General features: G+C 48.5%; 12 protein-coding genes and 1 pseudogene. 4 read left to right on the forward strand and 9 right to left on the reverse strand.

The window, feature by feature from the left end:
* Window positions 1-313 precede the first annotated feature (313 nt).
* From ACIPDS_RS04000 to ACIPDS_RS04010, 3 genes are all read right to left on the reverse strand, one after another.
* Window positions 314-1264 carry a GlxA family transcriptional regulator gene (locus ACIPDS_RS04000; RefSeq protein WP_400732812.1) on the reverse strand — a complete coding sequence of 317 codons (951 nt, stop codon included), beginning with the start codon at window positions 1262-1264 and terminating at the stop codon, window positions 314-316.
* Window positions 1265-1278: 14 nt separating this feature from the next.
* Window positions 1279-2055, reverse strand: coding sequence for an MBL fold metallo-hydrolase (locus tag ACIPDS_RS04005; RefSeq protein WP_400732815.1), 777 nt, complete (start codon window positions 2053-2055; stop codon window positions 1279-1281).
* Window positions 2056-2177: 122 nt separating this feature from the next.
* Window positions 2178-2984 (reverse strand): helix-turn-helix domain-containing protein, encoded by an 807-nt coding sequence (locus tag ACIPDS_RS04010; RefSeq protein ID WP_400732818.1) that lies wholly within the window; start codon window positions 2982-2984, stop codon window positions 2178-2180.
* 105 nt (window positions 2985-3089) lie between these two features.
* Between ACIPDS_RS04010 and cfa the strand changes: the two genes are divergently transcribed.
* Complete coding sequence (gene cfa / locus ACIPDS_RS04015) at window positions 3090-4247, forward strand: cyclopropane fatty acyl phospholipid synthase (protein ID WP_400732821.1); 1158 nt, start codon at window positions 3090-3092, stop codon at window positions 4245-4247.
* 41 nt (window positions 4248-4288) lie between these two features.
* Here the strand turns inward: cfa and ACIPDS_RS04020 are convergent, their stop codons facing one another.
* The 5 genes and pseudogenes from ACIPDS_RS04020 to ACIPDS_RS04040 all read right to left on the reverse strand — a co-directional run bounded on the left by ACIPDS_RS04020 (window position 4289) and on the right by ACIPDS_RS04040 (window position 10459).
* The gene (locus tag ACIPDS_RS04020) at window positions 4289-5557 is read right to left on the reverse strand and encodes an amino acid permease (protein WP_400732823.1); all 1269 of its coding nucleotides are present in this window, start codon (window positions 5555-5557) and stop codon (window positions 4289-4291) included.
* A 273-nt stretch (window positions 5558-5830) separates the two neighbouring features.
* A pseudogene (locus tag ACIPDS_RS04025) lies at window positions 5831-6826 on the reverse strand (glycoside hydrolase family 10 protein); the annotation flags it as partial.
* Between the two features lie 258 nt (window positions 6827-7084).
* Window positions 7085-8359, reverse strand: coding sequence for a glycoside hydrolase family 10 protein (locus ACIPDS_RS04030; RefSeq protein WP_400733462.1), 1275 nt, complete (start codon window positions 8357-8359; stop codon window positions 7085-7087).
* Between the two features lie 155 nt (window positions 8360-8514).
* Window positions 8515-8805 (reverse strand): VF530 family DNA-binding protein, encoded by a 291-nt coding sequence (locus tag ACIPDS_RS04035; protein WP_400732826.1) that lies wholly within the window; start codon window positions 8803-8805, stop codon window positions 8515-8517.
* A gap of 766 nt (window positions 8806-9571) precedes the next feature.
* Entirely contained in the window at window positions 9572-10459 is an 888-nt protein-coding gene (locus ACIPDS_RS04040) for a LysR family transcriptional regulator (RefSeq protein ID WP_400733464.1), read from the reverse strand.
* 149 nt (window positions 10460-10608) lie between these two features.
* Here ACIPDS_RS04040 and ACIPDS_RS04045 point away from each other — a divergent pair, with 149 nt between their 5' ends.
* Window positions 10609-11586, forward strand: a complete 978-nt coding sequence (locus ACIPDS_RS04045) for an NAD(P)H-dependent flavin oxidoreductase (RefSeq protein ID WP_400732828.1) — start codon at window positions 10609-10611, stop codon at window positions 11584-11586.
* A 50-nt stretch (window positions 11587-11636) separates the two neighbouring features.
* On the opposite strand, the gene ACIPDS_RS04050 is transcribed toward ACIPDS_RS04045, so the two are convergent.
* Window positions 11637-12464: a helix-turn-helix transcriptional regulator gene (locus ACIPDS_RS04050; protein ID WP_400733466.1), complete on the reverse strand. Its 828-nt coding sequence runs from the start codon at window positions 12462-12464 to the stop codon at window positions 11637-11639.
* Between the two features lie 101 nt (window positions 12465-12565).
* Here ACIPDS_RS04050 and ACIPDS_RS04055 point away from each other — a divergent pair, with 101 nt between their 5' ends.
* Both ACIPDS_RS04055 and ACIPDS_RS04060 read left to right on the forward strand, forming a co-directional pair.
* Window positions 12566-13324, forward strand: a complete 759-nt coding sequence (locus ACIPDS_RS04055) for a class I SAM-dependent methyltransferase (protein WP_400732831.1) — start codon at window positions 12566-12568, stop codon at window positions 13322-13324.
* Between the two features lie 194 nt (window positions 13325-13518).
* Window positions 13519-15213 (forward strand): NAD-dependent malic enzyme, encoded by a 1695-nt coding sequence (locus tag ACIPDS_RS04060; protein ID WP_400732834.1) that lies wholly within the window; start codon window positions 13519-13521, stop codon window positions 15211-15213.
* Window positions 15214-15375: the final 162 nt, after the last annotated feature.

A 15375-nucleotide genomic window follows, 5' to 3' on the forward strand; every position in this document is an offset into this window, starting at 1 on the left:
AAATCCCGGTTGCTCCAACTCCCTGACGATATAACGACAGTACGTAGTCCCTCTGCGACCAAACCTGATGCCTTTCAGTTTTGCTTCCTGTTGGCCTTTCATTGGCACGTTCTGAGACGTTTTTGACGGGTATGGGGCAGCAGGAAAAGGAGTGCTTAGAACAGTTATCGCAGACGATCAGGGAATAACTGAGAGTGGAATGGCTATGCTTCACTCAAAACTGCGTGGAATTATGGATTAACAATCATCGCGTCATCCACGACTTTTCTGCCTATTATCCACAAGGTTGCGCACCGTTTCTGTGGATAACATTTCAAGACTTAGTGTTCATCATTCCCTGAAATGTCTTGCGCCATTCAAGTGGGCTCACGCCAAATTTATTGCGAAATATCTGACGAAAGGTGATCGCAGACTGAAAACCTGACGCCTCGGCAACCCGTTCAATCGATAGTGAACCTGATTCCAGCAACACCTGGCTTCGGCGCAGCCGTTCGGTGGTTATCCATTCGCCCGGCGTGAACCCGGTGGCTTTGTAGAAATGGCGAGTTAGTGTTCGGCGGCTCATTGCGGTTCGCGTCGCCAGGGATTCGATGCTATGAGGCCGATGTATGTTTTCCTGTAGATAGGTCAATAAAGAATTGATGCGATTATCACCGGTGTTGTGCGGTACAGCATGCTCAATGTACTGAGCCTGACCGCCTTCGCGGTAGGGCGGTGTTACCATTCGTCGGGCTATCTGATTCGCTACTTTGAGGCCAAAACGTTGGCGAATCACATACAAGCAGCAGTCAAGCGCCGCTGCCGTTCCTGCCGACGTGATCAATCCATCGTCATCGGTATAAAGGACATTTACGTCAAGATTAACTCGCGGAAAAAGCTGTTGAAAGGCTTTCTCATATTCCCAATGAGTTACCGCTCGTCGGTTATCCAATATTCCAGCGTAGGCCAGAGCAAAAGTTCCCAGACATAAACCTACCAGGGTTGCACCATTTTTGCGGGCGCTGAGTAACCCAGCAAGCAACGCGGGTGATGGTTTTTCCTCCACATGCCGCCAGAAGGGCACAATGACAATGTCGCACTCGCCAAGTAAGGCAAAGTTATGTGATGCCTTCACTGCGGTTCCATCCTTTGACCACACCAATCCTGGTTCTTCTGCACAGATGTAGCGGGTGAATTTATCTGTATCCCCAAATAAAATCAGCGGAACAGATAAGTGAAAAGTGCTAAAACCATCGCTTGCAACGATCGCAACGGTAGTGGGCATGAGTTCTTTTCCCTTTAAAAGGTGACGGTGTCACCATCATCTGGCGCACTAACATACGCCTGAATTTCAATATCGCGCACGTAATCCAACAGTTCCCGACGCGTGACCAGACAATGGTTTACAGCTTCCATATGGGTGGCGACAATCTGTGCGTGCGGCAAAATATTATGCGCTTTGAGTACATCTTCTTTACCAAATATGATTGGGCCATAGCCTATCAGATGAGCCCAACCGGTATTCATAATCACTACTCCGGGCTGATAGTAGCGCATATTCTCAGCAACGCCATCAATCCAGATGGAATCACCCACCAGATAAAGGTTTTTTTCTGCGGGATGCTGGAAAATCACCCCACAGGCATCGCCGAGCCGTTCAGCTAATTGGGGGACAGCATAGACTTCATTTGAACCATGCTGACCTTCTGTTTTAATCAGCGCAATATCTTCAAAAGCGCTTTTGGCACTTAGCTGACATAAATGGGTGAAGCCTTGAGCACGCAAAAGGGCTTCATCGCTGTCGTTCTGGACATAAATCAGCATAGATTTCGGAATTAACTTCGCTGCCGCAGCATCCCAATGATCAGCATGTGTGTGAGTCACGATGATCGCATCAACATCCAGTAACGCTTCTATATCTATCGGCAACTCAACCATTGGATTGCGGATAGATGAACGTGCGCTTGCGTTGAAGCCTGGCCAGGCATCTTTTTCAGACAGCATTGGATCAACGAGAAAACGTTTTCCGGCGTAGGTAATTATCTGGGTGGCATTACGAATTTGGGTGATTTTCATGGTACAAATCCTGTCAGCAGTTGAATACTAACAGTATGAAGGAATAACGTCTTATTGCTGCTGACCAAAAGACAACTTTCGATGGGATTGCGTCAACATCAAGGATTAATTCGTTCGGCTGCTTAATAACCTGACGGTGGTACGCCAAAGGCCTGACGAAAAGCGTAACTAAACGCCGCTGTACTGGAGTAACCAACTTCCAGCGCGACGGCGGTGACGTTCTTGTTCTTTTTCAGGAGCATCACAGATTCCAGAATGCGCATTTTCTGCTTCCACGCGCTAAATGGCATACCGGTCTCTTTTTTAAAATGGCGGGAAAAGGTGCGGGCTGACATACCAAGATGGCTGGCCCAAAACTCCATTGAATGCTCAAGGGCAGGTGACTCCTGGAGAGTTCTGCACACCTTCATCAACGCCGGGTTTTGTGGCCACGGTAGCATCAGCTCGACAACGGGTAATTTTAGAATCACATCAAGTAATACGCTCACCAGCTGGCCATCTTTGCTGTCTGTATCGTAATGATTTGGCGTGTTGGTGGTGGCGTAATGGATAAATTCACGCACAAAATCACTGATGGCTACGACCCGACATTCATTGATGGGCTGTGGGATAAAATCAGGCTCAATATCGAGATTTTCCAGATACACATCATCCAGCGCCCAAACGGTGTGGTCTGTGTTTTGTGGGATCCATATACCGTAATGCGCTGGAATGACCCAGCATTTTCCCGCGACATCAATACGCATACTGCCCTGGCGTGCAAAATGAAACTGAGCAAAGGTATGGCAATGCTTATCAACGTGATTGTTAGCAGCCAGGACGTAGGAACGAAAATAGACTGACTGCGGCAGCTCTTTCATTGAATCATCCTGCGATGAAATCCACTGTTTTGCCTGCGCGGTCGTGAAAGAAGGGCGATCGTCCATCATTATGACGTCTGTTCGATAGAAATTGTCCTCACATCATAATACATACCATCCGGTTATCAATAATAATCTCTTTCAGAATATACTGACTCAAAATGGATAGTGCTCATGGCCACGGTTTGTTCAAACGTAATCAATGTTAATGAATTAAATGATAACTGGTCCCGAATGGGGAACGATCTTCTCATTCAGGCCGACATTCAAATTAACGGTACCAGACCGTGGGATATTCAGATTCACCACGCCGATTTTTTCAAACGTGTATTCCAACAAGGCTCATTGGGGTTAGGTGAGAGCTATATGGAAGGTTGGTGGGATTGTGAACGTCTGGATATCTTTTTCTATAAAATACTTAAGGCCAAGCTCGACAAACAGATGCCAGGCAACCTCAAAGATATTTTACGGATTATCAGCGCCCGCCTATTTAATCTTCAGTCCCGCCACCGTTCATGGATTGTCGGCAAAGAACACTACGATATAGGTAACGACCTTTTCACCCTCATGCTCGACCCACACATGCAATATTCCTGCGGCTACTGGAAAGATGCACAAACGCTGGAAGCAGCGCAAAATGCCAAGCTTAAAATGATTTGTGAAAAGCTTCAGCTTAAACCCGGGTTGCGACTACTGGATATTGGCTGCGGCTGGGGAGGGCTTGCGGCCTACGCTGCGCGTCATTATGGCGTGAGCGTAGACGGCGTCACTATTTCTGCCGAACAACAAAAATTGGCCCAGCAGCATTGCAAAGGGCTCAATGTCTCTATATTACTTCAGGATTATCGCGATCTTGATAAGACCTATGATCGCATTGTTTCTGTAGGCATGTTTGAACATGTTGGCCCCAAAAACTACGACACCTATTTTAGTGTGGTTGACCGTTGCTTAAAGCCAAAAGGCTTATTTCTTTTACATACTATTGGTAGCAACGAAACGGGGGTGAATGTTGACCCCTGGATTAACAAATATATTTTCCCTAACGGTTGTTTGCCATCTATTCGCCAGATAGCCAGTGTCAGTGAATCACGGCTTATAATGGAAGACTGGCATAATTTTGGTAGCGATTATGATAAAACCCTGATGGCGTGGCACCAACGTTTTAACGCCGCCTGGACTACGCTTGCGCCACACTACACGGCGCAATTCCGTCGGATGTTTAACTATTATCTTTGTGCTTGTGCCGGGGCGTTTCGCGCCAGAGATATAGAACTTTGGCAGGTGCTATTTAGCCGAGGGCAAGAAGGTGGACTGTACGTGTATCGCGGATAGAAAATAATGATTGGCGCTGCACTAGCAGCGCCAATCAAAGCTTAGAACATGGAGTACAGCAGCGCTGAAACGGTGAGAATTCCGCTTATCTTTACCATAACCGATAAAGCTCCGCGCAGCGGCTGAAGAGCCGGGCGGGTAAATATCAGCCAGGTCGGGATAATAAACAGGAAAATGGCGATTAAAGGACCGCAGACGGTTTCAATCATGTTAATCACATCCGGGTTAAGATAAACTACGATTGATGTAACAATAAACATTAACACCGAGATAACCAGCTTAATCCGCTTAATTTGGCTATTACGTTTTAAGTGGAAAAGATCGCTTGCCAGCGCATTAAAGGTTTCAGCCACCGGCATTGATATTCCTAAAAATGACTTGGTCATGCCCAGAATGGCAATAAAAGGCGCCAGATAAAGTATTGCGCTCATACCGCCGTTACCGCCAATCACTGACAGTACGTTAAGGTTTTGCGCTTTTGCCATTTCGAACGTTTCACGCGGCGTACTCAAAATACAGCTCAAAACAAAGAAAATAATGCTGAATAAAATGAGCGCATAAGCACGACGAATCACGCGTATTGACTGTTTTTCGCCTCCGTTTCCTGGTTCACGATACCATGACGCGAGTGCTGGAATGAGCGGTGCGGAGCATAATGAAAAAGCAATCAATGGCAGCGTTAACCATAGATCTTTCAATGTATTGCCCATCGATGATGACGGTGTCTGCTGCCAGGCATGGGTAATATTGCTGAAATCCCAGGCGGGTATTTGCGTTGCGGCAATCACGATAATGGCAATAGCAAAAGGTAATGCCAGTGCGCTCATTGTGCTCACCACTTTATCGCGACCTTTACTTAGTACAAGGTGCAAAATAAACAGTACGACAAGCGTCAACGCGCCTCGGTTAATACCGCTGATGTGAAGGCGTTCGCTCATAAAATGGCTTAGCGCATTGACCAATGAAACGGCATAAACCAGCGTGACCGGGTAGTGGGCCACGCAGAAAAATAGCTTCATCGCCTGGCGGCCTTTGGCACCAAAGAAAGAACCGAACAGAGGCAAAGTATGATCGGCGGAGTCGAGACCTTGCTGATCGCGCATAAATACGCGGGTGATCAGTACATGCGGCACAAGCGCCAGAGGAATGGCGAGTAGGAGTAGCAGGACAAAGACGAGCGGGCCGCGCGTTCCAATTTCTACCGGCAGGAATAGGGTACCTGCACCAACGGTAGCGCCATAAACACCCATCATCCAGATGGTATCTTTTGGAGTCCATTGAGGACGAGAAGTAGCGGTTTCTTTAGTCATAATACTCATAAATATCAGAAATAACGCGAACGTTAATGATGTGTTATTAGGGGCAACCTGCGAGGAAAGGTAAATTAAACGGGCTGGATTTTATTATTATCGACGTTGAAACGACGTTTTACTGATACTACTGGCAGTCAGGCTTGAACCGCAAGAAGTTTTTAGAATGATTAGGCTAAACGGATATATTGGCGATATTGCTTCACATGGTAGTAACTTATTACTCTCGAAATTGAAAGAATCGGTGAGAATTCACCGACTCTTTCAGGTTATTTATTTGCCCCAGCGATCTTTTAGATAATTGACAGCATCCTGAGTTTGCGGTTGATCCAGGTAAGCTTCACGGAACAGAATGGTGCCGTTAATGTTCGAGGCTGATTCATTAAGGTCAATCTGCTTTTTAAGCTCCGGCACGCCACCTTCAATCATCCAGTCCGGCTCGTTCTTCGATGGTTCTCCGACTTTGTACAGCGCGATACCAATATAGAGGCGAGTGTTCGTAGGCTTCACCACATCGGCCCACCATTTTGCCAGCACATCATAACGCGCCGCATCGCGAGCAAAAGGCCAGTAGAGCTGGGGTGCAATGTAGTCCAGCAGGCCAAGCTGCACCCACTTACGGGTATCGGCATAGGACTCATCGTATGCCGCAGCACCGCGAGTATCGGAACCGGCAGGATCGTGAGAGCGATTACGCCAGACTCCGGCCGGGCTTACACCAAACTCTACGTTAGGATTAAGCTGCTTTATGGTATGCGAAACCTGCGCAATTAACTGTTGAGTATTGTTCCTGCGCCAATCCGCTTTTGAGGCAAAACCCTGACCGTACTGGCGGAACGTCGCATTGTCATTGAGAGCCGAGGTGCGCGTTTCGGTATAGAAATAATCGTCAAACTGTACGCCGTCGATAGGGTAGCGGGACACCACTTCCGCGACAATGCTGGTAATCCAGTCACGCGCCTCAGGAATGCCCGGGTCAACCACAAAACGGTCGCCAGCCGAGCGGATCCAGTCACGATGCAGGACGTACACGCTGGATGGCGTTTGCGAGAGAGTATTATTGAGCGCCGTAATCGTCGACGGTTTTACATTCACTGAAACACGATAAGGGTTAAACCAGGCGTGAACCTTCATGCCACGCTTATGGGCTTCATCCAGCACGAACTGTAACGGGTCAGCGCCATAAACACCCATCATCCAGATGGTATCTTTTGGAGTCCATTGAGGACGAGAAGTAGCGGTTTCTTTAGTCATAATACTCATAAATATCAGAAATAACGCGAACGTTAATGATGTGTTATTAGGGGCAACCTGCGAGGAAAGGTAAATTAAACGGGCTGGATTTTATTATTATCGACGTTGAAACGACGTTTTACTGATACTACTGGCAGTCAGGCTTGAACCGCAAGAAGTTTTTAGAATGATTAGGCTAAACGGATATATTGGCGATATTGCTTCACATGGTAGTAACTTATTACTCTCGAAATTGAAAGAATCGGTGAGAATTCACCGACTCTTTCAGGTTATTTATTTGCCCCAGCGATCTTTTAGATAATTGACAGCATCCTGAGTTTGCGGTTGATCCAGGTAAGCTTCACGGAACAGAATGGTGCCGTTAATGTTCGAGGCTGATTCATTAAGGTCAATCTGCTTTTTAAGCTCCGGCACGCCACCTTCAATCATCCAGTCCGGCTCGTTCTTCGATGGTTCTCCGACTTTGTACAGCGCGATACCAATATAGAGGCGAGTGTTCGTAGGCTTCACCACATCGGCCCACCATTTTGCCAGCACATCATAACGCGCCGCATCGCGAGCAAAAGGCCAGTAGAGCTGGGGTGCAATGTAGTCCAGCAGGCCAAGCTGCACCCACTTACGGGTATCGGCATAGGACTCATCGTATGCCGCAGCACCGCGAGTATCGGAACCGGCAGGATCGTGAGAGCGATTACGCCAGACTCCGGCCGGGCTTACACCAAACTCTACGTTAGGATTAAGCTGCTTTATGGTATGCGAAACCTGCGCAATTAACTGTTGAGTATTGTTCCTGCGCCAATCCGCTTTTGAGGCAAAACCCTGACCGTACTGGCGGAACGTCGCATTGTCATTGAGAGCCGAGGTGCGCGTTTCGGTATAGAAATAATCGTCAAACTGTACGCCGTCGATAGGGTAGCGGGACACCACTTCCGCGACAATGCTGGTAATCCAGTCACGCGCCTCAGGAATGCCCGGGTCAACCACAAAACGGTCGCCAGCCGAGCGGATCCAGTCACGATGCAGGACGTACACGCTGGATGGCGTTTGCGAGAGAGTATTATTGAGCGCCGTAATCGTCGACGGTTTTACATTCACTGAAACACGATAAGGGTTAAACCAGGCGTGAACCTTCATGCCACGCTTATGGGCTTCATCCAGCACGAACTGTAACGGGTCATAGCCTGGGTACTCACCAATGTTCCCGGTCATCATATCTGACCACGGCAAAATATTTGATTGCCACAGCGCGGTGCCATCGGGTTTCACCTGGAAAAAGATCGTATTGATGCCGAGACTTTTGAGTTTATCGAGCTTAGTGCGCATCGCAGCCTGCTGCTGATTAATCCTTAGCGTTGCGCTACCGGCGTTAATTGAGCTTATCGGCGGCCAGTCCAGACGCGAAACCGTGGTCAGCCAGACGCCGCGCATCGGCTCATTGCTGTGCTCAGATTTGCCCGGGGTTGAGGTAGACGGTGATTTAACCGGGGTCTTTGAATCACAGCTGACTAATAACAGTGCAGCAACGATCAGCGCGCTGACTTTCTTCATTTTCGACATGCGGGGAAGGCTAATAGTACTGAGGTTCATAGTTGCCGTTGTTCGGTTGTCACGAGTGGAGAACATTTTCGTACTATTGGTGGGGAAGTCAATTGCTTAGCTAGCACGGAATACGGGCTTTACTCATCAGAGCAATGATTCTTCAGTTAGTCCGATCTCTTCATACGGCTGTTAGCCCACGGGTCGATATCCGTTTCGCTAGCTTTATTCGCAGTGAAATCGTCGAGAGAGTCCAGATAAAGCGCTTCAACCTCCGCACGAGCCCACGGAGTACGACGCAAAAACTTCAGGCTGGATTTCACACTGGGATCTTTTTTAAAACAGTTGATACTGATTATTTTCCCTAATTTTTCCCAACCGTAATGCGCAACCAGCGCGTTTATCTGCATCTCAAGCGTTACGCCATGCAGAGGGTCTTTGGAACTATGCGCAGTCATATTGGGTCCGTGTTTTCAATTTCTTTGGCAAAGGAAGATTACAAGAAAGTCAGATCGCCAGCAATGATGCAGGGGAATTTTTGCATCTTTTTTGGCGTTCGTACGTGAAATTTGACGTACAGATGTACTGTTGAAATAGCAGAATTCACACAGAACACGATTATTTAATTAAAGCGTTATAAATCATATTGTTGAAGAACTGGCTAATCGGGGGATGTGTAAAGTTTAGAGTAAGTGATTGGCTGGGACATTAGAAATGGGGCAACAACACAACTTTGACCTTACGAGTAACTCTGATATGAAAAAAATCGCTCTTAACTTTAGGGGCAAAAAACGAAAGATACGAAGGGGGGGCTTAATCCTGTCATTTCATTTAATCGGGTATGCGGGGTCAGATAACAATAAATCCGATTTAACATAATATACATTATGCGCACTAACGTCAGGTAACGAAGATTGTAGCCAGATTGGTGCAGTCATTATAGCTCGCATAGCAGTTGGATTGTCTTGCGCCCTCTGGTTCAGATTGAGGACTTCTATGGCTAAGCTCTCACTGCGTTCGAGAGATTGTGCTCGTTGTGATTTCTTCATTCACCTGACCGACATCATCAGATTGCGGGCACGTTTGCAGTGATTGAACCCTTTTACCCGATGTCATTACATTTCCAATACTTTAGCACCCTAAGGCTACTTCGTATTTCAAAAAACAATCCTAAAATTATCAGTGACGCTCAGCTACGCAGTATGAACTCAACATAAATGCTCATCATAATTCGTCCATCAACCCTTCCAGCCATTCGGCAAAAACTCTCACTTTATGTGACAGATGTCGATGTGGATAAAGCAGAGAAAGTTGGCGTTGGGGGCAAGGAAAATCAGGTAAAACCTCCATAAGTTGGCCGTTGTTAATATAAGGCTGTAGGAAGAACTTCATTCCCTGCAATAACCCAAGGCCTGCAAGACCGGCGGCAATATAGACTTCCGAATTATCGAGGATCAGTTTTCCCGGTATGGTCACCTCTTTAATTCCCGTTGATGTCTGAAAGCGCCAGGGCATAATCTGGCGGCTATTATTATTGATCCAGTTAACGGCCTGATGGTGTTGCAAATCATCGGGATGACTGGGCATGCCGTACTGCGCAAGATACTCCGGGCTGGCACAAGTCGCCATATTGATGTTACCCAGCGGCCTTGCCACATAATCGCCGTCGTCCAGCGTTCCCATGCGCAACACGCAATCCAGCCCGTCTCGCAGCATATCCCGCCTGATATCTGAGCTGCTTAAAACAATCTCCAGTTCAGGATGTGAACGATAAAACTCGGCTAATTTCGGTACCACGATTTGACGGGCAAAGGCGATAGGCATGTCCACACGAAGCTGGCCGTGTAATGGTCTGTTTGGCGCAAACGCGTCCAGGAGATCGTCGGCCTGCGACAACAACGGTTTGCTACGGCGATAAAATTCTTCACCTTCCGGGGTTAAATAAAGACGCCGCGTTGTGCGCTGTAATAGACGCACTCCGGTGTGCTGTTCCAGTTGCTGGAGTGCCTTAGTCACCGCTGGACGGTGAATTTGCAGATTTTCTGCCGCCTGCGTAAAGCTGCCAGAATCGACGATTTCAATGAAAATTTTAATATTATCAAAGAGATTGATTTGCATGATGCGCATCCTGAAAAACAGCTAAAGAGATTATTACTATTTTAATAATAGTGTTGAACATATTTCACTATTTTTCTAACTAATAAAGCCCCCTACACTGCCCTCATTCCAGCATATTCCTGCTGCAACAAGGAAATAACATCATGAAAACAAATCGTATTTGTCAGATTTTAGGTATTGAAAAACCCGTTGTTCAAGGGCCGCTCTCCTGGCTAACCGATGCGCGTCTGGTAGCTGCCGTGAGTCGTGCCGGTGGTTTAGGCGTGCTGGGGCCAAACGCTGGGTTAACCGCAGAAACTGCCGTCTCTACCCCAGATGAGACGGCCGAGAAATTGCGTGAGGAGATCCGTAAAACCCGGATGCTGACGGACAAACCCTTTGGCGTAAACCTGATCCCTACCGCTCAAAATGATATCTGGACGCCTCCCATTCTCAAGGTGATTAAAGAAGAAGGCGTTAAGGCAGTGGTTTATACCGGCTACGGCGAAGGCGCGATTATTCCCACTTTATTTGATGAACTTAAGAGTGCGGGAATCGCCATTATCTATCGTGATATCAACCCTACGCCCGCCAATACCCGTGAAGCGGAACGTGCAGGCGCGGATATTATTGTCGCTACCGGTTTCGACGAAGGGGGTACGTTGCCTGGCACGGTGCTGGGGACATTTTCAATTGTTCCGATGATTGCCGATGCCGTGGAAAACGTGCCCGTTATGGCCGCCGGCGGTATTGTCGATAAACGTACAGCCCATGCGGCTCATGCGTTGGGCGCGGAAGGCGTCTTTGCTGGATCCGTATTTATCAGTACGCTGGAAAATCGCGTCCCGCAATCAGTAAAAGACAAAATCGTTGCGGCCAACGGTCTGGATTTAAGCCTGTTCCGCACCCTTCCCGACTTCTACCGCTCACTGCCTGGGAAACTGACCAGTAAACTGGTGGAGATGGATAAAGCGGGCGCCAGTAATGAGGCAATTGGCCAGGCCATGGGGGGATTACGGGGTTTACGTATTGGTATGCTGGAGGGCAATACCAACGAAGGCTATATTTCACTGGGTACCGGGATTGGCGGTATCAAAAAAGTTGCCAGCGTTGCTGAGGTTGTCGAGCAGCTCTCAGTATAAAAGCAATGGGCAGCGCGAGCTGCCCAAACAGGATAGTTTCCCCATCACTCTCATAAAAGTTCTTTTTTCAGGTTAAGTGCCGGATTTGCCGGTTCTGGTGTTTCAGGGACGAGCATAATCATCTTCAATGCACGGTTGCTGGCGAGCTGCCAGCTCAACTGTCGATAAACAAGCTGACCCTGTTCGGCATGGTGAAAAAGTCGCTGTCCTCCTTCACGCACAATCACCTGCTGCTGTGACCAGAAATCGCGGAAGTCAGGACTGTTGTCACTCATCTGCTGTACAAAAGCGTTGAGGCGATTGTCGTCAGGATAATGAACGGCATCTGAACGCAGTTCGGCAACGATACGCCGTGCGCGTACTTCCCAGTTATCGACCAGCAAGCGTGCCTGCGTATTCTGAAACATAAAGGTCATCATATTCGGTGACGCTTGCGAACCCAACCAACCGGAAAATAGCCTCTCGGCACCTTTGTTCCACGCCAGCACTTGCCAGGTCAGATCCAATAGATAACAAGGCTCAGAGACATAGTTAACGGCCGCCAGAATTGTCTGCTCAACGGCAGGAACCTGCTCGTTCAAGGGATCGCTTTTATGCGCCAGTAAAAATAAGTACTCCCGCTCCGATTGCGTTAACTGCAGTGCCAGAGCGATTCCTGATAGCGTCTGTGCCGACACGGTGATATCGCGCCCCTGTTCAAGCCAGGTATACCACGTCGTGCTGATAGCACTCATTTGCGCCACTTCTTCCCGTCGTAGCCCTTTGGTGCGGCGACGCGAAATGACCGGTATTCCTACTCTCTCAGGCGAGGTGTTTTCACGTTTTACGCGTAAAAATGCGCCTAACGCCTGAGGGCCATATAATGCCGGTTTTTCCATGGTAGTCACTCGATATACCAGTATAAGTGGCAATATTGTACCCGTATTAATGCCAGCGTATAGTCCTTTTAACAACAACATAACAACAGAGGAAGAACGGGATGAGCAACCATCATGAAACCTTAGTTAAGACGCAATTTAGCGGCCAGGCAGCAGCCTATTTACAGAGTCATGTTCACGCGCAAGGCGCTGATTTACGTCGTCTGTCCGAGTGGTTAGCGGACGATAAGCACGCCGAACTGTTAGATATTGGCTGTGGCGCAGGACACGCTAGCTTTACCGCCGCGCCGCTGGTCGCAAACGTGACGGCATACGACCTGTCGGAAGGAATGCTGGCGGTCGTTAAACAAGAAGCTGAAAAGCGCAATTTGAGCAATATCACCTGTACTCAGGGGCCCGCGGAGGTTCTGCCATTTGCTGATAATCACTTCGATATCGTGATTAGCCGCTACTCGGCCCACCATTGGCATGATATTCAAGCCGCGCTGATGGAGATCCGCCGCGTGCTGAAGCCCGGTGGCCGTTTTATCCTGATGGATATCGCAACACCGGGTAAAGCGATGCTCGATGTGTGGTTGCAAACCGTCGAAATGCTGCGCGATCCTTCGCATATTCATAACTATTCGCAAGGACAATGGCTGACGATGATCAACAACCGTGGGATGGTGATTGAGAAATTAGTTGGCGATAAACTGCATCTGGAATTCTCTTCCTGGGTCGCACGAATGAAAACGCCTGAGAATATCGTAGAGGCGATTCGCTATTTGCAAAGTAAAGTTTCTGATGAGGTTCGCGCGCATTTTGCCATTGCTGATGATGGCAGCTTCGTGAGCGATACCATTATGTTTGAAGCGCGATAAAAAAAGCGGCCCGGCCTGGCTCGTCGGGCCCTTTGATCACGACATTTGGTTAAATAGCCATCAGTCGGGCGCTTTTTTGTGCCCTTACCTCCAATTTGTCACCATCATGTTAAGCGTTGCTCTATAATCTTGCGCGCTGCAGTTTCTGCCAGCCCCTGACGGGTCTGAAGTGAAGACAACGGAGTTAACGTAAGATGTTACCAGGCACTAAAAATCGTTCCCTATATATCCCCTATGCGGGCCCGGTTCTGTTGGAATTTCCCCTGCTGAATAAAGGCAGTGCGTTCAGTATGGAAGAACGCAGCAACTTCAATCTGCTTGGGCTACTGCCTGAAGTCGTCGAAAGTATTGAAGAACAGGCCGAGCGCGCCTGGATCCAGTATCAAGGTTTCAAGACTGAAATCGATAAGCACATCTATCTGCGCAATATCCAGGACACCAACGAAACGTTGTTCTACCGCTTGGTAGAAAATCATCTCGAGGAGATGATGCCCGTAATCTACACGCCAACCGTTGGCGCAGCCTGCGAGCGTTTCTCTGAAATCTACCGTCGTGCGCGCGGTGTCTTCATTTCCTACCAGAATCGTCACAACATGGACGATATTCTGCAAAACGTACCGAATCATAATATTAAAGTGATTGTGGTGACCGACGGTGAACGTATTCTCGGCCTTGGCGACCAGGGTATTGGCGGCATGGGTATCCCAATCGGAAAGCTATCTTTATACACCGCCTGCGGTGGCATTAGCCCTGCTTACACCCTGCCGGTCGTGCTGGATGTCGGAACCAATAACCAACAGTTATTAAACGATCCGCTGTATATGGGTTGCCGCAATCCGCGAATCAGCGACGATGAGTATTACCAGTTCGTTGATGACTTTATTCAGGCGGTGAAACAGCGTTGGCCAAACGTACTGTTACAGTTTGAGGATTTCGCGCAGAAAAACGCCATGCCGCTGCTCAATCGCTATCGCGACGAAATTTGCTGTTTTAACGACGATATTCAAGGTACCGCTGCGGTTACCGTCGGCACGCTGATTGCCGCCAGCCGTGCGGCGGGCAGCCAGCTTAATGAGCAGAAGGTTGTCTTCCTGGGCGCAGGTTCCGCGGGCTGCGGTATTGCCGAGCAGATCATTTCGCAGATGCAACGCGAAGGACTGAGTGAAGAGCAAGCGCGCAGCCGCGTATTTATGGTTGATCGCTTTGGATTGTTGACCGACCAAATGCCTAATCTATTGGCCTTCCAGAGTAAGCTGGCGCAAAAGCAGGAAAAAATTGCCTCATGGGAGCATGAGAACGACGAAATTTCCCTGCTCGATGTTATTCGCAATGCTAAACCCGATATCCTGATTGGCGTATCCGGTCAAACAGGTCTGTTTACGGAAGCGGTTATCCGGGAAATGCACAAACATTGCCCGCGCCCAATCGTGATGCCGTTGTCTAACCCCACCTCGCGCGTTGAAGCCACACCTCAGGATATTATAAGCTGGACCGATGGCCAGGCGCTGGTCGCCACCGGCAGTCCTTTTGCGCCGGTGGTCTGGAAAGATACGGTATACCCGATTGCGCAGTGCAATAATTCTTATATCTTCCCGGGAATTGGTCTGGGCGTCATCGCATCCGGCGCCTCACGTATCACAGACGAGATGTTGATGTCTGCCAGCGAAACCCTGGCAAAACACTCTCCTCTTGCCACGCAGGGAGAAGGTTTGGTACTGCCAGAGCTAAAAGACATTCACAAAGTGTCGCGGGCGATTGCCTTTGCGGTCGGTAAAATGGCCCAGCAACAAGGTGTCGCGACGAATACTTCTGCTGACGCTTTGCAAGAAGCGATCGATGAGAATTTCTGGCAGCCGGAATACCGTAGCTACCGTCGTACCTCTATCTAAAAGTTTGAAAGCTGCGCGCCAACTTGTACGGTACTGGCGTGCAGCTTTTAAAATACCTGTGCGGTTATCGCCATTTTTCCCTGATGACTTTTATAAGCACAATGCTCAAGGGTGCGATATTAAAACCCTTAATATGTATGTTGTAACTAATGTTTTTCTTAC

Origin of the sequence: Kluyvera sp. NPDC087067, assembly GCF_044745165.1 — a bacterium.
Classification (GTDB): domain Bacteria; phylum Pseudomonadota; class Gammaproteobacteria; order Enterobacterales; family Enterobacteriaceae; genus Kluyvera.